The sequence below is a fragment of the Pseudoxanthomonas sp. LH2527 genome, from assembly GCF_022539275.1.
GTDB lineage: Bacteria > Pseudomonadota > Gammaproteobacteria > Xanthomonadales > Xanthomonadaceae > Pseudoxanthomonas_A.
Genome location: NZ_JAKZBW010000001.1, coordinates 69,997 through 90,026, shown reverse-complemented (window position 1 = coordinate 90,026; position 20,030 = coordinate 69,997). Strand labels below are relative to the sequence as shown.

The 20,030-nt window shown below is 67.6% G+C and carries 19 protein-coding genes; 14 read left to right on the top strand and 5 right to left on the bottom strand.

What is annotated here, in order from left to right:
* Positions 1-2: 2 nt before the first annotated feature.
* The 14 genes from MMG85_RS00415 (at position 3) to MMG85_RS00350 (ending at position 11,516) form a co-directional block, all read left to right on the top strand.
* The gene (locus tag MMG85_RS00415) at positions 3-1,424 is read left to right on the top strand and encodes an aldehyde dehydrogenase (protein ID WP_241044027.1); all 1,422 of its coding nucleotides are present in this window, start codon (positions 3-5) and stop codon (positions 1,422-1,424) included.
* 24 nt (positions 1,425-1,448) lie between these two features.
* A complete protein-coding gene (can, locus tag MMG85_RS00410) occupies positions 1,449-2,114 on the top strand; it encodes a carbonate dehydratase (protein ID WP_055943515.1) in 666 nt (221 codons plus the stop codon).
* The gene (locus MMG85_RS00405; RefSeq protein ID WP_241044025.1) at positions 2,107-2,538 is read left to right on the top strand and encodes a RidA family protein; all 432 of its coding nucleotides are present in this window, start codon (positions 2,107-2,109) and stop codon (positions 2,536-2,538) included. Before can ends, MMG85_RS00405 begins: the two co-directional genes overlap by 8 nt.
* Before the next feature lies 1 nt (position 2,539).
* Complete coding sequence (locus MMG85_RS00400; RefSeq protein ID WP_241044023.1) at positions 2,540-3,088, top strand: 3-hydroxyanthranilate 3,4-dioxygenase; 549 nt, start codon at positions 2,540-2,542, stop codon at positions 3,086-3,088.
* Between the two features lie 44 nt (positions 3,089-3,132).
* Entirely contained in the window at positions 3,133-3,774 is a 642-nt protein-coding gene (locus MMG85_RS00395) for a nucleotidyltransferase domain-containing protein (protein WP_241044021.1), read from the top strand.
* Positions 3,775-3,889: 115 nt separating this feature from the next.
* Entirely contained in the window at positions 3,890-4,096 is a 207-nt protein-coding gene (locus tag MMG85_RS00390; protein ID WP_241044020.1) for a hypothetical protein, read from the top strand.
* Entirely contained in the window at positions 4,084-4,383 is a 300-nt protein-coding gene (locus MMG85_RS00385) for a type II toxin-antitoxin system RelE/ParE family toxin (protein ID WP_241044018.1), read from the top strand. Before MMG85_RS00390 ends, MMG85_RS00385 begins: the two co-directional genes overlap by 13 nt.
* A gap of 16 nt (positions 4,384-4,399) precedes the next feature.
* Positions 4,400-5,410 (top strand): amidohydrolase family protein, encoded by a 1,011-nt coding sequence (locus MMG85_RS00380; protein WP_241044016.1) that lies wholly within the window; start codon positions 4,400-4,402, stop codon positions 5,408-5,410.
* Between the two features lie 169 nt (positions 5,411-5,579).
* The gene (kynU, locus tag MMG85_RS00375; RefSeq protein ID WP_241044015.1) at positions 5,580-6,854 is read left to right on the top strand and encodes a kynureninase; all 1,275 of its coding nucleotides are present in this window, start codon (positions 5,580-5,582) and stop codon (positions 6,852-6,854) included.
* Positions 6,855-6,923: 69 nt separating this feature from the next.
* Positions 6,924-7,253 carry a GIY-YIG nuclease family protein gene (locus MMG85_RS00370; protein ID WP_241044013.1) on the top strand — a complete coding sequence of 110 codons (330 nt, stop codon included), beginning with the start codon at positions 6,924-6,926 and terminating at the stop codon, positions 7,251-7,253.
* Between the two features lie 12 nt (positions 7,254-7,265).
* Positions 7,266-8,648 carry an NAD(P)/FAD-dependent oxidoreductase gene (locus MMG85_RS00365; protein ID WP_277399672.1) on the top strand — a complete coding sequence of 461 codons (1,383 nt, stop codon included), beginning with the start codon at positions 7,266-7,268 and terminating at the stop codon, positions 8,646-8,648.
* 123 nt (positions 8,649-8,771) lie between these two features.
* Entirely contained in the window at positions 8,772-10,211 is a 1,440-nt protein-coding gene (gene sbcB / locus MMG85_RS00360) for an exodeoxyribonuclease I (RefSeq protein WP_241044011.1), read from the top strand.
* A gap of 59 nt (positions 10,212-10,270) precedes the next feature.
* Positions 10,271-10,957 carry a DUF2461 domain-containing protein gene (locus MMG85_RS00355; protein WP_241044010.1) on the top strand — a complete coding sequence of 229 codons (687 nt, stop codon included), beginning with the start codon at positions 10,271-10,273 and terminating at the stop codon, positions 10,955-10,957.
* Between the two features lie 16 nt (positions 10,958-10,973).
* A complete protein-coding gene (locus MMG85_RS00350) occupies positions 10,974-11,516 on the top strand; it encodes a DUF2939 domain-containing protein (protein ID WP_241044009.1) in 543 nt (180 codons plus the stop codon).
* Positions 11,517-11,537: 21 nt separating this feature from the next.
* Here MMG85_RS00350 and MMG85_RS00345 read toward each other — a convergent pair whose 3' ends face one another.
* The 5 genes from MMG85_RS00345 to MMG85_RS00325 all read right to left on the bottom strand — a co-directional run bounded on the left by MMG85_RS00345 (position 11,538) and on the right by MMG85_RS00325 (position 19,764).
* On the bottom strand, positions 11,538-12,269 hold the full coding sequence (locus MMG85_RS00345) for a DKNYY domain-containing protein (protein ID WP_241044007.1): 732 nt from the start codon (positions 12,267-12,269) through the stop codon (positions 11,538-11,540).
* A gap of 98 nt (positions 12,270-12,367) precedes the next feature.
* Positions 12,368-13,276: a 5'-nucleotidase gene (locus tag MMG85_RS00340; RefSeq protein WP_241044005.1), complete on the bottom strand. Its 909-nt coding sequence runs from the start codon at positions 13,274-13,276 to the stop codon at positions 12,368-12,370.
* A 41-nt stretch (positions 13,277-13,317) separates the two neighbouring features.
* Positions 13,318-13,806, bottom strand: a complete 489-nt coding sequence (locus MMG85_RS00335) for a hypothetical protein (RefSeq protein ID WP_241044002.1) — start codon at positions 13,804-13,806, stop codon at positions 13,318-13,320.
* A gap of 118 nt (positions 13,807-13,924) precedes the next feature.
* Positions 13,925-14,692, bottom strand: coding sequence for an NAD kinase (locus MMG85_RS00330; protein WP_241043999.1), 768 nt, complete (start codon positions 14,690-14,692; stop codon positions 13,925-13,927).
* Positions 14,693-14,850: 158 nt separating this feature from the next.
* Positions 14,851-19,764 (bottom strand): NAD-glutamate dehydrogenase domain-containing protein, encoded by a 4,914-nt coding sequence (locus tag MMG85_RS00325; protein WP_345778828.1) that lies wholly within the window; start codon positions 19,762-19,764, stop codon positions 14,851-14,853.
* Positions 19,765-20,030 lie beyond the last annotated feature (266 nt).

The following is a 20,030-nucleotide window of genomic DNA, read 5'->3' as shown; positions in this document are numbered from 1 at the left end:
GCATGGACCGCTTCGGCCACTTCATCGACGGCGAGATGCGCGCTGGCAGCGCCTGGCGTTCCGTGTTCGAACCGGCCTCGGGCGAGATCTATGCCGAGGTCGCCGACGGCAGCGAAAGCGATGTCCTGCTGGCCGTGCAGGCCGCCGAATCCGCCTTCCCCGCCTGGGCCGCGCTGCCCACCAGCGAACGGTCGCGCTGGCTGGAGACGCTGGCCCAGGCCCTGGAACAACGCCGCGATGCGTTCGCCGCGGCCGAATCCCGCGACACCGGCAAGCCGCTGGCACTGGCGCGGGACATCGAGATTCCACGCGCCATCGCCAACCTGCGCTTCTTCGCCCATGCCGCCACCCAGTTCGCCAGCGAGTCGCACCATGGCGAGGCAGGCTTGAACTACACCCTGCGGCCGCCACTGGGCGTGATCGCGGCGATCTCGCCGTGGAACCTGCCGCTGTATCTCTTCACCTGGAAGATGGCGCCCGCGCTGGCGGCCGGCAATACGGTGGTCGCCAAACCGTCCGAGATCACGCCGGCCACCGCCACGATGCTCGGAGAACTGGCCGCGGAGATCGGCCTTCCGCGTGGGGTGCTGAACATCGTCCATGGCGCGGGCCCGGCCGTCGGCGAACCTCTCGTAGTGCATCCCGCGATCAAGGCCGTGTCGTTCACCGGCAGCACGGCGGTGGGTCGGCGCATCGCCGGTCTGACCGCGCCGGAGCTCAAGAAGGTCTCGCTGGAACTCGGCGGCAAGAACGCCACTCTCGTTTTCGCCAACAGCGACTGGCGCGCGCACCTGGACACCCTGCTCCGCTCGGCGTTCCAGAACGCCGGCCAGATCTGCCTGTGCGGCTCGCGGCTGCTGGTGCAGCAGGCGATCTACGACGAATTCCGCGAGGCGCTGCTGGAGCGCGCCGCCACCTGGCAGGCCGGGCCGCTCGACGATCCGAATACCCGCCTGGGCGCGATGGTGTCGCAGGCGCACTTCGACAAAGTGCTGGCGTGCATCGCACGCGCGCGCGTCGAGGGCGGCCGCGTACTGGCCGGTGGCCATGCGCTGGACCGTCCGGGCTGGTACATCGCGCCGACCGTGATCGAAGGCCTGGGACCGGAAGCCGCGACCAACCGCGAGGAAATTTTCGGCCCCATGGTGACGCTGCAACCGTTCGAGGACGAGGCCCATGCGCTTGCGCTGGCCAACGCCGGCGACTACGGCCTGGCGGCGACCGTGTGGACGCGCGACCTGGACCGCGCCCATCGTCTGGCCGCGCACCTGCGCGCCGGCATTGTCTGGATCAACACCTGGATGACACGCGACCTGCGCACGCCGTTCGGCGGCACGGGGGCTTCCGGCCTGGGCCGCGAAGGCGGCCTGGAAGCCATGCGTTTCTTCACCGAACCCAAGAACGTCTGCATAGCGTTGCGCTGAGGAAGATAGAACCGAATGTCCGACCTGACCGAACTCGAGAAACTGCTGCAGAACAACCGCGACTGGGCCGACCGCATCAAGCAGGAGGACCCCGGCTTCTTCAAGCGCCTGTCCCAGCAGCAGTCGCCACGCTACCTGTGGATCGGCTGCTCCGATTCGCGCGTGCCGGCCAACCAGATCCTGGGCCTGGACCCGGGCGAGGTGTTCGTCCATCGCAACATCGCCAACGTGATGTCGCATGGCGACCTCAACGCGCTGTCGGTGGTGCAGTTCGCCGTCGACATCCTGAAGGTCGAACACATCCTGCTGGTCGGCCACTACGGCTGCGGCGGCGTGCATGCGGCGATGACGGGCCTGCGCGTGGGCCTGGCCGACAACTGGCTGCGCCATGTCGCCGACGTGGCGATGAAGCATGCGGACCTGCTGGAACAGGTGGACACCGAGTCGCTGCGTCATGCGCGCCTGTGCGAGCTGAACGTCATCGAGCAGGTGTTCAACGTCTGCCAGACCACGGTGGTGCAGGACGCCTGGGCACGCGGACAGCCGCTGGCGATCCATGGCTGGGTCTACAGCCTGTTCGACGGACGCGTGCGCGAGCTGGGCATGGACGTGAGCGCAGCGGACGAACTGCAACCCGCCTACCAGCGCGCCCTCGCGGGCGTGCCGCCCAAGGGCAAGCGCGATGAGTGAGGCCGTCCACGCCGATGCCGCGCCGAAGCCGGTCGGCCAGTACCCGCACGCGCGACGCGTGGGCGACCTGCTGTTCCTGTCCGGCATCGGCCCGCGCGATCCGGCCAGCAACGCCATCGTCGGCAACGTGCACGATGCGGACGGACGGCTGATCAGCTACGACATCGATGCGCAGTGCCGCGCCGTCTTCAGCAACGTGCGGGCGGTCCTGAAAGCCAGCGGTGCGCGCTGGGAAGACCTGGTGGACGTGACCGTGTACCTCACCGACATGGCGCACGATTTCAAGGCGTACAACCGGGTCTGGGCGGAGCATTTCCCCGACGCAGCCGCCGCGCCCTGCCGCACCACGCTGGGCATCACTGCCCTGCCCACGCCGATCGCCATCGAACTGAAGTGCATCGCGCACCTGCCGGAGCGCCGCTGAGATGCTGCCCAACCCGCTCAATTTCCAGGCCTGGATCGACGAGCATCGCCACCTGCTCAAGCCGCCGGTCGGCAACAAGGTCATCCATGACGGCGACTTCATCGTCATGGTGGTGGGCGGACCGAACGCGCGCACCGACTACCACTGGGATGAAGGCCCGGAGTGGTTCTACCAGCTGGAAGGCGAGATGGTGCTGCGCATCCAGGAGGACGGTGCGGTGCGCGACATCCCGATCCGCGCCGGCGAAATCTTCCTGCTGCCGCCGCGGGTGCCGCATTCGCCGCAGCGCATGCCGGGCTCGGTCGGGCTGGTGATCGAGCGCAGGCGCCTGCCGCACGAGGACGACGGCCTGCTGTGGTTCTGCGAGCGCTGCAACCACAAGGTCTACGAGGAGTACTTCCACCTCAACGACATCGAGCAGGATTTCTTCCGCGTGTTCGAGGCCTTCTACCGCAACGACGACCTGCGCACCTGCAAGGCCTGCGGCCACCTGAATCCCCGGCCGAGCCGCTACGAAATGCAGGCCGACTCGCAAGCCGACATCACCTGAGCTTGCACTTGCCCAATCTGGGCATTATCGTGCCCGATATGGGCATGAACGACATTTCCCGATCCGGCAAGGTGAGCGAAGCGGCCGCGCGCTACGCCACCGCCAGCCTGTCGAGCGCCCTGTTCACCACCACGCAGCAACGCGTGCTGGCCTGCCTGTTCGGCGAGCCGGGACGCAGTTATGCGGTCAACGAGCTGATCCAGGCCACCGGCGCCGGCAGCGGCGCCGTCCAGCGCGAACTGGCCCGCCTGGCCGGCAGCGGACTGCTGACCGTCGAGCACGTCGGCAACCAGAAGCGCTACCGCGCCAACCCCGACGCGCCGATCCACGACGAACTGGTGTCCATCGTCCGCAAGACCTTCGGCCTGGCCGAGCCGCTGCGCGAAGCGCTGGCGCCGCTGGCCGACCGCATCCACGCTGCGTTTCTTTACGGCTCGGTCGCCAAGGGCAACGACACGGCCCGCAGCGACATCGACCTGATGGTGATCGCCGATGAGCTGGCCTACGCCGAGGTGATGCTGGCCCTGCACCCGGTGGCCGAACGGCTGGGTCGACAGGTCAATCCCACGGTCTATGCGCGCGACGAGTTGCGCGCCCGGATCGACGCAGGGAACAGCTTCGTCACCCGCGTCCTGCTACAACCGCGGCAATGGCTGATCGGGGGCAGGCATGACCTCGCCGCTTGAGAACCTGAACGACGACAGTGGCACGCCTGCGCTTCTCCGCCAATGAGACCCCGCGTCGATGTGGCACCGACCGCAGTAGAATCCCCAAAACTCCCGGCCCACCGGAGCAACGCAGATGAACCCACCCGCCGCTCCTGCCCGCACGCCCAAGTCGGTACTGCGCGACGCCATCGAGGCCCAACCGGACGATGCCAGCTACGAGGAAATCCTGCGCGAACTGGCCTTCGAACGGATGCTGGAGCGCGGCCTGGCCGATGTGCGCGCTGGCCGCACGGTCCGCCATGATCAGGCGCTGGAAAGAATCCGCTCGTGGCGGAGCTGAGGTGGTCGACCGAGGCGTTGGCGTGGCTGGAAGCCATCCACGGGTACATCGCCGCCGACGATCCTTCCGCGGCGACCAAGGTAGTGGACGGCATCGTGCACCGGGCTGGACAGTTGCAGCACTTCCCCGACATGGGCGCGCGTCTGCGAACGGAAGCCGACGGAGACCTGCGCGTACTGCTGTACGGGCACTACCGCATCGCCTATCTGCACCAGGCAGACAACCGGATCGTGTACATCGTGGGTGTCTTCCATGGCGCGCTGGACATCGACCGCTATCTGCCATGACACCCGCATTCTCTCCATGCTGAAAATCGACACCCACGCGCATTTCCTACCCCGCGACTGGCCCGACCTGGCGGCCAAGTACGGCGACCTGCGCTTCCCGGTGATCCACCACGGCGACGACGGTCGCCACCGCATCTACAAGGACGGAAAGTTCTTCCGCGAGATCTGGCCCAAGACATGGGACCCGGAGGAGCGCATCGCCGACTACGCCCAGTTCGGCGTGCAGGTGCAGGTGATCAGCACGGTGCCGGTGATGTTCAGTTACTGGGCCAAGCCGCATCACGCGCTGGAACTGCACCAGGCGCTCAACGACCATACCGCCGCCGCCTGCCGCGACTATCCGCGCCACTATGCCGGGATCGGCACGGTGCCGCTGCAGTCGCCGCGGCTGGCCGTGCAGGAACTGGAACGCTGCATGGACCAGTTGGGCCTGCAGGGCGTGCAGATCGGCAGCCACGTCAACGACTGGAACCTGGACGCGCCGGAGCTGTTCGAGTTCTTCCAGGCCGCCAGCGAACTGGGCGCGGCGATCCTCGTGCATCCCTGGGACATGATGGGCGCGGCGTCCATGCCCAAGTACTGGCTGCCCTGGCTGGTGGGCATGCCGGCCGAGCAGTCGCGCGCCGCTTGCAGCCTGATCTTCGGTGGCGTGCTGGAACGCCTGCCCCAGCTGAAGGTCTGCTTCGCCCACGGCGGCGGCAGTTTCCCGTACACCATCGGCCGCATCGAGCACGGCTTCAACATGCGGCCGGACCTGGTGGCCACCGACAACCATCGCAATCCGCGCGACTATCTGGGCCGCGTGTACTTCGACTCCTGGGTCGCCGATCCGCGCGCGCTGCGCTACCTGCTCGACACCGTCGGCCACACCCGCGTCATGCTCGGCACCGACTACCCGTTCCCGCTGGGCGAACAGGAACCCGGCGCCGGCATCGCCGCGCTGGGCCTGGACGAGGTGCAGCAGGCACGCCTGTACCACGGCACCGCGCTGGAATGGCTGGGTCTGCCGGCGTCGAGGTTTTTGTGATGGCGCCTCCTGTAGGAGCGACGTCAGTCGCGACCGCACGGCACAGTGTTGCCAAGGCCTTCAGTATCTTCCTGGGGAACCAGCCCATCCGGCGTCATCTCCACCGACACTCCATGGTCGCGACTCACGTCGCTCCTACAGCCCACTGATCATTCCCAGATTCCACTCCATGACCGACCCGCTGTCCCGCACCCACATCATCGCCCTCGATGCCGCCGATCCGCTGCGCACGCTGCGCAACGAGTTCCTGATCCCGCGCCACAAGCACAACGACCAGGTGTACTTCTGCGGCAACTCGCTCGGCCTGCAGCCGAAGGGCGCGCGCACGTACATCAACGAAGTGCTGGACAAGTGGTCCACCGAAGCCGTCGAGGGTCATTTCACCGGCAACGCGCAGTGGATGACCTACCACGAACTGGTGCGTGATTCGCTGGCAGGCGTGGTCGGTGCGGAGCCGGCCGAGGTGGTGGCGATGAACACGCTGACCACCAACCTGCACCTGATGATGGTGAGCTTCTACCGTCCCACGGCAGAACGGCCGGCGATCCTCATGGAAGCCGGCGCATTCCCGTCCGACCGCCATGCGATGGAGTCGCAGGTGCGCTTCCATGGCTTCGACCCGGCGACCGACCTGATCGAAGTGGAACCGGACCAGCCCGATGGCACGCTGTCGATGGCCGCCATCGAGCGCGCGATTGCCACACACGGTCCGCGCCTGGCGCTGGTGCTGTGGCCGGGCATCCAGTACCGCACCGGACAGGCCTTCGACCTGGCCGAGATCGCCCGCCTTGGCCATGCGCAGGGCGCCATCGTCGGCGTCGACCTCGCGCATGCGGTCGGAAACCTGCCGTTGCGCCTGCACGACAGCGGGGTCGATTTCGCCGTGTGGTGCCACTACAAGTACCTGAACTCCGGTCCCGGCGCGGTCGCAGGCTGCTTCGTGCACGCGCGGCATGCGCACACCGACCGTCCGCGCTTCGCCGGTTGGTGGGGCCACGAAAAGGAAACCCGTTTCCGCATGGCGCCCGAGTTCGTGCCCACGCCCGGCGCCGAGGGCTGGCAGCTCAGCAATCCGCCCATCCTGGGCCTTGCGCCGCTGCGCGCCTCGCTGGAACTGTTCGAGAAGGCCGGCGGCATGGACGCGATCCGCACCAAATCGCTGAAGATCACCGGGCTGCTGGAAGCGCTGATCCAGACGCGGCTGTCGGACGTACTACAGATCATCACGCCCGCCGACACCACCCAGCGCGGCGCACAACTGTCGCTGCGCGTGAGTGGTGGCCGCGAGCGCGGGCGTGAGCTGTTCGAGTACCTACTGTCGGTGGGCGTCGTCGGCGACTGGCGCGAACCGGACGTGATCCGCATTTCGCCCGCTCCGCTCTACAACCGCTACATGGACGTCCACCGCTTCGTCGAGGAAGTCGAGACGTGGCGGGGGTTCTGATCGCACGCCAGTGAATCGTCGTCCCCGCGCAGGCGGGGACCCAGTGTCGTTGCTTCAATGGAGTTGCTTATGGAAAAGCAGCCGGCAACCTACATCCTGGCGAGCCGCACGAACGGCACGTTGTACGTCGGGGTTACCAGTGATCTGGTCGGACGTATCTGGCAACACCGTACGCATGCTGTACCCGGATTTACCCACCGACATTGCGTAACCCGGCTGGTATGGTACGAATTACATCCGACCATGGAAGCGGCCATCACGCGCGAGAAGCGAATCAAGAAGTGGAACCGGATATGGAAGATGAGGCTGATCGAAGAGTCAAATCCCTACTGGAACGATCTCTGGCCTGACATCACCGGTCAGAGCAGAGTCACTGGATCCCCGCCTGCGCGGGGATGACGGAAAGAAGCGTTGGACACAATCAAAAACACTCGCTCGATCACCATCATCGGCGCCGGGCTCGCCGGTGCGCTGCTGGCTACGCTGATGGCCCGCGCCGGCTGGCGGGTGGACGTGTTCGAGAAGCGTGGCGACCCGCGCGTGCAGGGCTATGCCGGCGGGCGTTCGATCAACCTGGCGCTGACCGAGCGCGGCCGCCACGCGCTGCGGATGGCCGACGCCGACGATGCGGTGATGCGGCAGGCGGTGATGATGCGCGGCCGCATGGTGCACGCCCTCGACGGGCGGCTGCAGCTGCAGCGCTATGGGCGCGACGACTCGGAGGTCATCTGGTCCATCCATCGTGGCGATCTGAACATCACCCTGCTGGACCTGGCCGAGCGCGCGGGTGCGACCCTGCACTTCCATCGCCGGCTGGACACCGTGGACTTCGATGCGCATACCGTCCGGTTCGGCGACGAACAGGATGGCAGCGTGCATGCCGTGAATTTCACTGCCCTGATCGGTGCCGACGGCGCCGGATCGTCACTGCGCGGCGCCATGCAGCGACGCGAGGATTTGGGCGAGCGTACGGAGTTCCTGGACCATTCCTACAAGGAACTGGAAATCCCGCCATCGGCCGACCGCGATTTCATGATGGAACCGAATGCGCTGCATATCTGGCCACGCGGACACTACATGTGCATCGCACTGCCGAACGATGAGCGCACGTTCACGGTGACGTTGTTCCTGCCCAATCACGGCGATCCGAGCTTCGCCAGCGTACGCACGGGAAAAGACGCAAAGGCGCTGTTCCTGCGCGATTTCGCTGACGCCGTGCCGCTGATCCCCGAGCTCGAACAAGACTGGGAGACCAACCCCACCGGTCTGCTCGCCACGCTGTACCTTGACCGCTGGCATCTCGGCGGCCAGGCGGTACTGCTGGGCGACGCGGCCCACGCCATGGTCCCGTTCCATGGCCAGGGCATGAACTGTGCCTTCGAGGACTGCGTGGCGCTGTCGCGGCACCTGCTGGCGTCGGACGACCTGGCCGCCGCCTTCGCCGCGTTCGAGGCCGAGCGCAAGCCGAATGCGCTGGCGATCCAGGAGATGGCGCTGGAGAACTACGTGGAGATGCGCGACAAGGTCGACGACAGCGGCTTCCTGCTGCAGCGCGAACTGGAACTGGCATTGCAGGAACGCCACCCGCAGCGCTTCGTCCCGCACTACACGATGGTCAGCTTCATGCGCATCCCCTACGCGCTGGCGCAGCACCGCAGCCACGTGCAGCGCGATCTGCTGGTGCGGCACACCGCAGGCCGGGCGTCGCTCGACGGCATCGATTGGGCGGCGGTGGATGCGGATGTGCGCGAGCGGTTGCCGATCCTCGCAGACGCCGCGGCGACGGCCCACTGACAGGTGACCGCCATGGCCGGCAGCGTCCACTTCCACGATGGCGCCTCGATCCACCCTCCGGCGCGCGTTCAACGATGCCGCCACAACGGCCCGGCACAATGACGTGCCGACGAAGGACTACGCATGGCGGGCACCTTTCTCTTCTACGATCTTGAAACCTTCGGCGCCGACCCGAGGCGCAGCCGCCTGGCGCAGTTCGCGGCGGTGCGCACCACGCCGGCGCTGGACGTCATCGACGAACCGATCAGCTTTTTCGTGCAGCCCGCCGACGACCTGCTGCCCTCGCCCATCGCCACGCTGATCACCGGCATCACCCCGCAGCAGGCGCTGCGTGACGGCGTCAACGAGGCCGAGGCCTTCGCCCGCATCGCCGACGACATGGGCCGGCCGGAAACCTGCACGCTGGGCTACAACAGCCTGCGTTTCGACGACGAGTTCGTCCGCCACGGTCTGTTCCGCAATTTCCACGAGCCTTACGAGCGCGAATGGCGCGGCGGCAACTCGCGCTGGGACCTGCTGGACGTGATGCGGCTGATGCATGCGCTGCGGCCGGACGGCATTGTCTGGCCGAAGCGCGAGGACGGCGCCACCTCGTTCAAGCTGGAGCATCTCGCGCTGGCCAACCGCGTACGCGACGGCGATGCGCACGAGGCGCTGTCGGACGTGTTCGCCACCATCGGTCTGGCGCGGCTGATGCGACAGGCGCAACCCCGCCTGTGGGACTACGCGCTGCAGCTGCGCGACAAGCGCTTCGCCGCACGGCTGCTCGACACCATCGCCATGCTGCCGGTCCTGCACGTCTCGCAACGCTATCCCGCGCACCGGCTGTGTGCCGCACCGGTGCTGCCGCTGACCCGGCATCCGCGCATCGACAACCGCGTGGTGGTGTTCGACCTGGACAGCGATCCGGCGCCGCTGCTGTCGATGTCGCCGGACGATATCGCGGACCGGCTCTACACGCCGGCCGCCGACCTTCCCGAAGGCGAACAGCGCATCCCGCTGAAGGAAGTCCACCTCAACCGTGCACCGGCGCTGGTGGCGTGGTCGCACCTGCGCCCCGCCGACCTGGACCGGCTGGGCATCGATCCCGTGCGCTGCGAGCGCCACGCCGCGATCCTGCGCGAAGCCGGTCCCGAACTGGCCGAGAAAGTGCGCCAGGTCTTCGCCGCTGAACGCGCTTTCCAGGCCGGCGATGTGGACGGATCGCTCTACGACGGCTTCCTGGCCGACGCGGACAAGCGCCGCTTCACCGACGTGCGCACCACCCCGCCCGCGTTGCTGGGCCAGCGCGATTTCGGCTTCCGCGATGCGCGGCTGCCGGAACTGCTGTTCCGCTATCGCGCGCGCAACTGGCCCGACAGCCTGTCCGCCGGCGAACGCCAGCGCTGGGACGACTACCGGCGCCAGCGCCTGGCCACGGACAGCGGGCTGTCCGAATACAGCTTCGAGCGCTTCGATGCGGAAGTGGCCGAGCTGCGGCGCACGCAGGCCGGCAGCACCGACAAACTGGCGTTGCTGGACAAGATCCAGCAGTGGCGCGACGACCTGCAGGCCAGCCTGTAACGGCAGGTCGAGGGCGATCTTGCCGGTTCCATGACACCGGCGTGTCTAGAATGGCGACCATGGCCACCTACTTCTCCGATGCCAGTTTCAAGTTCCTGCGCGGGCTGGCGCGCCACAACGACAAGACCTGGTTCGCCGACCACAAGGCGCAGTACGAAGACCATGTCCGGCAACCGTTCCTGCGCCTGCTGACGGACCTGCAGCCGGACCTCGCGGCGGTCAGCCTGCACTTCCGCTCCGAGCCCAAGACCGTCGGCGGTTCGCTGTTCCGCATCTACCGCGATGCGCGCTTCTCCAACGACAAGTCCCCGTACAAGTCCTGGCAGGGTGCGCGGCTGTACCACGAGCGCCACCGGCAGGTGCCCGCCCCGTCGTTCTACCTGCACCTGCAACCGGGCGAATGTTTCGTGGGCGCCGGGCTCTGGCATCCGGAACCGGATACGCAGCGCCGCGTCCGCCAGTTCATCCTCGACAACCCGGGCAGCTGGAAGAAGGCCGCACACGACCCCGCGTTCCGGCGTCGCTTCGAGTTCGAGGAGAGCGAGAAGCTGGTGCGGCCGCCGCGCGGCTTCCCGGCCGATTTCGCGTTCATCGACGACCTGAAGCACCGCAACTTCGTGTTCTGGCGCCCGCTGGACGATGCCACCATGACCGGGCCGCGCCTGCGCCAGACCGTGGCCGCCGACCTGAAGACGCTGGGGCCGTTCGTCGACTACCTGTGCGCAGCGCTGGAACTGGAATTCTGACCCGGAGATGGCACGGATGAAGAAGTGGCTCGTCGGCGGTGTACTGCTGGCCCTTATGCTGGGCCTGGCGACGTATGTGGTCGCAGGACCCTATCTCGCCTTGCACGGCATCCGCACGGCGCTGGCGGAACAGGACACGGCCAGGCTGCAGAAGCACGTGGATTTCCCCGCGCTGCGGGTCAACCTGCGCGCGCAGGTGGAGGATTACCTGGCGCGCCGGGCCGGGCCGGAAGTCGCATCCAACCTGTTCGGCGCGGCCGCGCTGTCGCTGGCCAACCAGGTACTCGGACGCGGCGTTGACACCCTGGTCACGCCGATGGGGATCGCCGCCATCCTGCAGGGACGGTCGACGTGGAAGCGCGCGATCGGCGAGACGGTCGGTGGCGATACCTATGCGCCACCCGTGCCGGCCGAGCCGCTGAAGGAGGCCGAGCACCGCTACGAATCGCTGTCGCGCTTCACCGCCACCGTGCATGACGGCGACGGCGATCCGGTGGTGTTCGTGCTCACCCGGCAGGGCCTGCGCTGGCGGCTGACCGACATCCGCCTGCCGCTCTGATCCCAGCCCGGGCAACGCGCCTCAGGCGTGGGCGGCGGCCGCGCCGGCCCACTGCACGCCAGCATCCGGAAGCGCCAGCCGGAACAGGTCCGCCACCGTGCGCACGCCGTCGAGCACGTCCGCGCGCGCCGCCTCTTCCGCGTCATCCTGCGGATCGGTATCGCCCCACAGGTGGGCCTGCAGCACGCTCTTCTTTTCGTACGCGTCGATCCGGGTGTATCCGCTCACCCGCTCGATCCGCTTGGTCCAGCTGCTCTGCCAGTAGAAATCGCGGCGGTCGGCGAAATGCTCGCAGCGGCGCAGGAAGTGCAGCGGCCACGCGGCATCCTCCAGCATATCCAGCCCCTCGGTGATGGTGAACGCGTAGATGCGCTCGCCGTCGTGGGCGAAGCGGGTTTCCGGCACCAGCTGGAAGTGCTCGGCGTCGGCGTCCGGCACCCACGCGCCCCGGCAGTACAGCCGCGGGCCGATGCGCGCATAGTGCGGCGACAGCACCTGCAGGTCCTCCTGTTCCGCTCGCGGACGGCGCATCACCCGGATCTTGTTGGGCAGCCAGTAGCTCACGTAGTGCAGGCGGCGGCCACTGTCGACGTAGGCCCAGAAGTCGGGCCCTTCCCCGCCGTGCTTGAGTACGCGAGAACCGGCCGCCGGCAGTTCGAGGTCGTAGATCTTCTCCTCCATGATCCGCTGGCTGCCCCATTCACGCCGGCGATGGACCAGATGCAGGCGACCTTCGCGCTCTTCCAGGCACACGACACGCTCCCCCCATGCTCCGCGCGGCTGCGGAGCGGCTTGTGCCTGTACCTATCGGGGAGCCCTCTGGCGCCCGGACAGGCCCAGCGGGACAGGCGTCACGGATTGGCGACGCCGTGCGGAACGTGACCGGCGGCGACGTGATGCCGCGCACTGTCGATGTTGTGTTGCGAGTCGTCGAAGAAAATGTCGGCGCCGAAGGCCTCCAGGAACGGCCCCTTGTGGCGCCCGCCCAGGAACAGCGCCTCGTCCAGCCGCACCCCCCATTCACGCAGCGTGCGTATCACGCGCTCGTGCGCCGGCGCGGACCGCGCGGTGACCAGCGCGGTGCGGATCGGCGAGCGTTCGTCGGCCGGGAACACCTGCTGCAGCTGGTGCAGCGCCGACAGGAAATTGCGGAACGGCCCGCCGGACAGCGGTTCGCGGGCGCGCGCCTGCTCGTGCTTGCCGAACGCTTCCACGCCCTGCTCGCGCGAGATCCGCTCGCTCTCGTCGCCGAAGATCACGGCGTCGCCGTCGAAGGCGATACGCAGCTGGTGCTCGTGCCGCAACTGCGGCGCGCCCGCCGGCAGGATGGTGGCCGCCGCGATGCCGTGCTCCAGCGAGCGCCGCACCGATTCGGGATTCGCCGACAGGAACAGGTCGGTGCCGAATGGCTTGACGTAGGGCCAGGTCGGCTCGCCCGCCGTGAAGGTGGCGCGCACGATGCCCAGCCCGTAGTGCTGAATCGAATTGAAGATGCGCAGCCCGGTGTCGGCGGAGTTGCGCGACAGCAGGATCACCTCGACGCGTGGCGCCTCGGCCGGCGCGCCGGTGTTCAACGCCAGCAGTTTGCGGACCACCGGAAACGCGATGCCGGGCGCGAGCACGTCGTCCTCGTGGTGGCGCTGGAAATCGCTGTAGACCTGCACGCCCTCGCGCTCGTACAGCGCGTGGCTCTCTTCCAGATCGAACAGGGCCCGCGAGGTGACCGCGACGGTGAGCAAACGGGGGGTGTTGTCGGCCATGCGCACAGTATCGGCGATCCATGGCGCAGCAGGCGAGACGGCTAGCTTCCCGGTGCGGCCGCGATGCGCAGTTGCGCCGGCGGCCCGCGGCGGTTGTCCGCGGTCACCGCACGCACTTCCACCACCAGGTCGATGTTCGCCTGCACGGCCGGCGGTCCGTCCTGCCAGAGGAACACGAACTCACTGCGCCGTCCGTCCACGCGTCCGGCCACCGGCTGGTCGGGGAAGATCGCCAGGGCGTCGTCGCCGACCACGCGGAACTCGAAGCCGAGTTCGCGCAGCTTGTAGTCGGTGCCGCGCGGCCATTCCACACTCAGCGTCAGCAGGCCGCTGGCATCGCAGGAGGCACGACCGTCCACCCCGCGCGTCAGGCTGACCAGTTCCAGCACGGGCGGTTTGAGGCCGGTGTCGTCGACCGCGGGCGCGTCGCCGCGTTTCGCGAACGCGGTGATGCCCGTCGACAGGTTGCAGGCCGTCACATCGGCCACCGCCAGCAAGGCGCACAGCGCCCACGCGCACTTCAATGGCATCGTGACCCCTCCCCGGGTGGATGCGAACCGAACCGCTACGGGGCGCTGGATAACATGTGTGACATGAGGCGGCAAGCCGCACTGCGGCGAAGCCCGGCGTCCATCGACGCACCGCGTCTCAGGTCATGAACTGTTCGCTGAGGATCCGCTCTTCGAGATTGTGCTCGCGATCGAACAGCAGCGTGACCGTGCGGTCGCGCGATTCGCGGATGGTCACTTCCACCACGTCGCGTACTTCGTGCGAGTCGGCGGTGGCGCTGACCGGGCGCTTGTAGGGGTCCAGCACGCGGAAGCGCACCTCGGTATCCGCCTTCAGGATGGCGCCCCGCCAGCGGCGCGGCCGGAACGGCGCGATCGGGGTCAGCGCGATGGTGTGCGAGCCCAGCGGCAGGATCGGGCCGTGCGCCGAGAAGTTGTAGGCGGTGCTGCCCGCAGGCGTGGCGGTCAGCACGCCGTCGCAGATCAGTTCGTCCAGACGGGTCTCGCCATTGAGGTCGATCTGGATATGCGCCGCCTGCCGCGTCTGCCGCAGCAGCGACACTTCGTTGTAGGCCAGCGAGGACGTAGTGGTACCGGACTCGGTGAGCGCCTGCATTTCCAGCGGACGCAGCTTGGCCGGCTCCGCGGCGGCGATCCGCTCGACCAGACCGTCCGAACGGTAGTGGTTCATCAGGAAGCCCACCGTTCCCAGCTTCATGCCGAACACCGGCCTGCCCAGTGCACCGTGGCGATGCAGCGTCTGCAGCATGAAGCCATCGCCGCCCAGCGCGCACAGCACGTCGGCCTGGTCGGGGGCATGCGCCCCATGCTCACGCCGCAGCGTGGCCAGCGCGTCCTGCGCTTCGGGCGTCGGGCTGGCGAGAAAGGCGATGCGCGGGTCGGACATCCGTGGCTCCATCATCTGGCTCGCACAGCGTACAGAAAAAAACGCCGGGAGCGCTTTTTGACAACGCCCAGCGTTTGCCCACCGGGTGGCAAGCATGGAGGGCGGCCAAAAAAGAGGCGGCCCGCAGGCCGCCTCTTTTCAACGCGGGATCATGACAATCAGCCCTGCGAAGCCAGCTGCCCCAACCGCTGCACCGCCACCGACGCAGTCGGATAGTCCAGCGTCTTCTGCGCCGCCAGCTCGTTGAGCATGTTGAGCGTGAAGCGCAGAGCGGCGTCATCGCGGCCGAGCCAGGCCTTGACCTTGGCATCGGCATGGCCGCCGGGCAGCGACAGCACTTGGTTGGCCAGCGTGCGCTGGTGGGCGGCCAGTTCGTCGCGCAGCACGCCGCGGGCGACCGCGTGCCAGCGGCCGTCCACCTTCAGGGCTTCGATCTGGTCCTGCAGCCACGGCAGGTGGAGCGCTTCGCCCAGGCGGTAGTGGACCTTGGACACTTCGACCGGCTTGAGCTTGCGCGCACGGGCCAGTTCGATGATGTCGCAGGACGGCTCCAGGTACGGCAGCGCCGCGATCTGGCCGGCCAAGGCCACAGGCAGCCCCTTGTCCTTCCACGCCTGCAGGCTGGCGTTGTACGCCGGGCGCAGCGAATCCGGCAGCACACCGTCGGCGGCCCGGATCTCGTTGAAGCCGTCGTGGTAACGCTCCACCGCCGTGGCGATCGCCGGGATCGGCCCCTGCCGGGTCAGCAGCCAGCGGGTGAAGTTGCGCTGCACCTGCCAGATCACCTGCAGGGCATCGATCTGCACCGACTCCGGCACCTTGCCGTCCAGCGCATCGATCTGGTTCCACAGCGCCCGCGCATCCAGCGTTTCGCGGGTGATGGTGAAGGCCTTGGCGACTTCCGCCGGCGAGCGGCCCGTGTCTTCCTGCATGCGCAGCAGGAAGGTGGCGCCCATGCGATTGATGGTGGTGTTGGTCACGGCCGTGGCGATGATTTCGCGCTTCAGGCGGTGCTTCTCCATCTCCGAGGCGTACTTCTTCTGCAGCGGCTGCGGGAAGTAGCGCTGCAGCTCCTTGGACAGGTACGGATCCTCGGGGATGTCCGATTCCAGCAACTGCTGGAACGCGACCAGCTTGGCGTACGACAGCAGCACCGACAGTTCCGGACGGGTCAGGCCCTGGCCGCGCGCCTTGCGCTCGGCCAGCTCCGCGTCCGACGGCAGGAACTCGATCTGGCGATCCAGCAGGCCCTGCGATTCCAGCGTCTGGATGAAGTGCTGCTTGGAACCCAGGCGCGACACGCTCATCCGCTCCATCAGGCTGATGGCCTGGTTCTGGCGGTAGTTGTCCCACAGCACCAGCTCGGCCACTTCGCCGGTCATGTCGGCCAGCAGCTTGTTGCGGGCGTCCATCGACAGCTTCTTCGCCTGCACCACGCCGTTGAGCAGGATCTTGATGTTCACCTCGTGGTCGGAGGTATCCACGCCGGCGGAGTTGTCGATGAAGTCGGTGTTGAGCAGCACGCCATGTTGCGCGGCCTCGATGCGGCCCAGCTGGGTCAGGCCCAGGTTGCCGCCCTCGCCCACCACCTTGCAGCGCAGCTCGCGACCGTCGACGCGCAGGCCGTTGTTGGCGCGGTCGCCGACATCGGCATGCGTTTCGCTGGCCGCCTTGACGTAGGTGCCGATGCCGCCGTTCCACAGCAGGTCGACCGGCGCCTTGAGGATGGCGCTCATCAGTTCGTTGGGCGTCATCGCCTTGACGCCGTCGGCGATGCCGAGCGCGGTGCGGACTTCAGGCGTGATCTCGATGGACTTGGCACTGCGCGGATGGATGCCGCCGCCCTTGGAGATCAGCTTGCTGTCGTAGTCCGCCCAGCTGGAGCGCGGGACCTTGAACATGCGGTCGCGTTCCTTGAACGACTTCGCCGCATCCGGATTCGGGTCCAGGAAGATGTGGCGGTGGTCGAACGCGGCCAGCAGGCGGATGTGCTCGGACAGCAGCATGCCGTTGCCGAACACGTCGCCCGACATGTCGCCGATGCCGACACAGGTGAAGTCCTCGGCCTGGCTGTCGCGGTTCATCGCGCGGAAGTGGCGCTTGACCGACTCCCAGGCGCCGCGGGCGGTGATGCCCATGCCCTTGTGGTCGTAGCCGACCGAACCACCGGACGCGAACGCATCGCCCATCCAGAAGCCGTGCGCGATGGCCAGGCCATTGGCGATGTCGGAGAACGTGGCCGTGCCCTTGTCGGCGGCGACGACCAGGTACGGATCGTCCTGATCGTGGCGCACCACGTCCACCGGCGGCACGATCCTGTTGCCGACGATGTTGTCGGTGATGTCCAGCAGGCCCTGGATGAACAGCTTGTAGCAGGCGATGCCTTCGGCCAGCACCGCATCGCGGTCGCCGCCCACCGGCGGACGCTTGACGAAGAAGCCGCCCTTCGCGCCGACCGGCACGATGACCGTGTTCTTCACCATCTGCGCCTTCACCAGGCCCAGCACTTCGGTACGGAAATCCTCGCGGCGGTCGGACCAGCGCAGGCCGCCACGGGCCACCGGCCCGAAGCGCAGGTGCACGCCTTCCACGCGCGGGCCGTACACGAAGATCTCGCGGTACGGACGCGGCTTGGGCAGGTCAGGCACCTTGGCCGAATCAAACTTGAAGCTGATCGTGTGCGCCGGCTTCCCGTCCTTGCCGACCTGGTAGAAGCTGGTACGCAGCGTGGCTTCGATCGCGCCCATGAAGCCACGCAGAATGCGGTCCTCGTCGAGGCTGGACACCCGGTCCATCAGCTTCAGCAGCGACTGGTGCGCCGCATCGACCTGCTGCTCGCGCTTGCCGCCGCGCGCCTCGACCAGCATGGCCAAGGTCTTCTGCGCCGCCTCGTCGTTCCCTGCCAACGGCTTGAGCTGCGCGGCGAAGCGCTCCTGGCCCTCCTTGACCTGCGCCTTGCTCTCGCTGCCGGTCGCCGGATCGAAGCGGGCCTCGAACAGTTCCACCAGCAGGCGGGCAAGCAACGGATAGCGGTTGAGGGTTTCCTCGACATAGCTCTGCGAGAACGGCACGCCGGTCTGCAGCAGGTACTTGCAGTAACCACGCAGCACGGCGACCTGGCGCCAGGCCAGGCCGGCGCCGAGCACCAACCGGTTGAAGCCATCGTTCTCGGCGTCGCCATGCCAAACACGGGCGAACGCGTCCTCGAACGCGGGCGCCAGGCGTTCCACATCGAACGCACCGCTCACCGCTTCGACTTCGAACTCCTGGATGTAGCGCGCACCCTGTGCGGTCTCCAGGCGGAACGGATGCTCGGAGATCACGCGCAGACCCATGTTCTCCATCAGCGGCAGCGCGTCCGACAGCGGGATGTCGGTTTCCTGCCGGTACAGGTTCAGGCGCAGGCGGCCCTGGCCGGGACGCTTGCGGCGCGACTCGTGCAGGCTCAGGCGCAGGTCGTTGGCACCGGACAGCGAGGCGAGATGTTCGACATCGCGCGCGGCGCCCTCCGGCGAGACGACTTCGATGTAACCGGCGGGAAGCGCACGTCCGTAACCGCCCGCAAGCAGCAGGCCCTTGGATTCGCCGTGGCGGCCGATCAGGGTTTCGCGCAGGTCGTCCTGCCAGTTGCGCAGCAGGTGGGCGATGTCGCCTTCCAGCGCGGAGGTGTCCACTTCGACCTGTTCACCGGCCTTCGGGCGGATGGTGATGTGCAGCTGCGCCAGCGGCGACTCGCCGAGCAGCACGCTGCTGTCGACGTACTCGCCACGCATGGCGTCCTTCAGCAGCGACTCGATGCGCAGGCGCACGTCGGTGTTGAAGCGCTCGCGCGGGATGTAGACCAGCGCCGAGTAGAACCGGCCGTAGCGGTCGCGGCGCAGGAACAGCTTGCTGCGCACGCGCTCCTGCAGGCCCAGGATGCCCATCGAAGTGCGGAACAGTTCCTCGTCGCTGGACTGGAACAGCTCCTCGCGCGGCAGCGTCTCCAGGATGTGGCGCAGCGCCTTGCCGCTGTGGCCGCTGGGCGACAGGCCGGACTTCTGCATCACGTACTCGTGGCGCTCGCGCACCAGCGGGATCTCCCACGGGCGGCGGTTGTAGGCGCTGGAGGTGTACAGGCCGATGAAGCGCTGCTCGGCGATCGGGTTGCCCTGCGCGTCGAACTCCAGCACGCCGATGTAGTCCATGTTGCCCGGGCGGTGCACGGTGGAGCGGCGGTTGGTCTTGGTGAGGATCAGCGCATCCACCGAGCCGCCCTGCGGCAGGTAGTGCGCGGCCAGCGTCTTGATGTTGCGCGGCGGCGTGGTGTCGCCCTCGCGCAGCAGGCCCAGGCCGCTGTCCTCGACGGCGGCGAGGATGCCGGTGCGCTTCTCGACGCGGTACTCGCGGTAACCGAAGAAGGTGAAGTGGTCGGCGGCGGCCCAGCGCAGGAACTCCTGCGCCTCGCGGCGGCCGTCGTCGTCCACCGGCATGCGGCGGGTGGCCATGTCGTCGGCCAGCGCCAGCATCTTCTCGCGCATGCTCGACCAGTCGCGCACGATGGCGCGGACTTCCTCCAGCACGTTGCGGATGCGCTTCTCGACCTGCGCCATCTCTTCCGGCGGCAGGCGGTCGATCTCCAGCAGCATCAGCGACTCGTGCTTGCCATCGCCCACCGCGGTGACCTTGCCGGCCTTGTCGCGGGTGAAGCGCACCAGCGGGTGGCCCAGCACGTGCACGCCCACGCCCATCTCCGCCAGCGCCATGCTGACCGAATCGACCAGGAACGGCATGTCGTCGTTGATGATCTGCAGCACGGTGTGCGGGGATTCCCAGCCGTGCGACTTCAGCGACGCGTTGAAGATGCGCACGTTGGCGGTGCCGGGCTTGCGGTTGCGCGCGAACGCCAACGTGTCGGCGGCGATCGCGGCCCAGCCGTCGGCGCTGTGGTGCGGATACTCGTCTTCTTCCATGCGCTTGTAGAACGCGTCGGCGAAGGTGCGCGCCTCGGCCTGCGCGGCGGCACCGGATACGCGCTTGCGGATCGCATCGAGGATGGGCGACAGCGAGAACGCCTCGCCCGCCTTCGCCAGCTGCCTGCCTTTCTCCCCCGCGGCCTTCGCCGCCTTGTCCGGTCGGACAGCCACCTTTCGGGTGGGCGTCGCCTTCGGGCTCACCGATGTGGTGGCCTTGCCGGCTTCCGGTTTGGACGTTTTCTTGGAGGCTTTTTTCGGGCTGCGCGCAGCGTTCATGCAGGAAGTGACTCAACAATTGGTAGTCGAATGGTCATTGTATCTCCCGACGCCATGACAAAACTTGCTGCGAGGCGGCATTGGCATCGCTTGCAATCGCGCGAGCG

Excerpts from the sequence above, each read along its gene's own strand:
- MMG85_RS00415 (WP_241044027.1), top strand. The coding sequence starts at position 3 with ATGGACCGCTTCGGCCACTTCATCGACGGCGAGATGCGCGCTGGCAGC.
- MMG85_RS00330 (WP_241043999.1), bottom strand. The coding sequence starts at position 14,692 with ATGTCCGACCCGCGCATCGCCTTTCTCGCCAGCCCGACGCCCGAAGCG.
- sbcB (WP_241044011.1), top strand. The coding sequence starts at position 8,772 with ATGGCGGGCACCTTTCTCTTCTACGATCTTGAAACCTTCGGCGCCGAC.
- MMG85_RS00370 (WP_241044013.1), top strand. The coding sequence starts at position 6,924 with ATGGAAAAGCAGCCGGCAACCTACATCCTGGCGAGCCGCACGAACGGC.
- kynU (WP_241044015.1), top strand. The coding sequence starts at position 5,580 with ATGACCGACCCGCTGTCCCGCACCCACATCATCGCCCTCGATGCCGCC.
- MMG85_RS00350 (WP_241044009.1), top strand. The coding sequence starts at position 10,974 with ATGAAGAAGTGGCTCGTCGGCGGTGTACTGCTGGCCCTTATGCTGGGC.
- MMG85_RS00390 (WP_241044020.1), top strand. The coding sequence starts at position 3,890 with ATGAACCCACCCGCCGCTCCTGCCCGCACGCCCAAGTCGGTACTGCGC.
- MMG85_RS00335 (WP_241044002.1), bottom strand. The coding sequence starts at position 13,806 with ATGCCATTGAAGTGCGCGTGGGCGCTGTGCGCCTTGCTGGCGGTGGCC.
- MMG85_RS00400 (WP_241044023.1), top strand. The coding sequence starts at position 2,540 with ATGCTGCCCAACCCGCTCAATTTCCAGGCCTGGATCGACGAGCATCGC.
- MMG85_RS00395 (WP_241044021.1), top strand. The coding sequence starts at position 3,133 with ATGAACGACATTTCCCGATCCGGCAAGGTGAGCGAAGCGGCCGCGCGC.
- MMG85_RS00355 (WP_241044010.1), top strand. The coding sequence starts at position 10,271 with ATGGCCACCTACTTCTCCGATGCCAGTTTCAAGTTCCTGCGCGGGCTG.
- MMG85_RS00380 (WP_241044016.1), top strand. The coding sequence starts at position 4,400 with ATGCTGAAAATCGACACCCACGCGCATTTCCTACCCCGCGACTGGCCC.
- MMG85_RS00340 (WP_241044005.1), bottom strand. The coding sequence starts at position 13,276 with ATGGCCGACAACACCCCCCGTTTGCTCACCGTCGCGGTCACCTCGCGG.
- MMG85_RS00405 (WP_241044025.1), top strand. The coding sequence starts at position 2,107 with ATGAGTGAGGCCGTCCACGCCGATGCCGCGCCGAAGCCGGTCGGCCAG.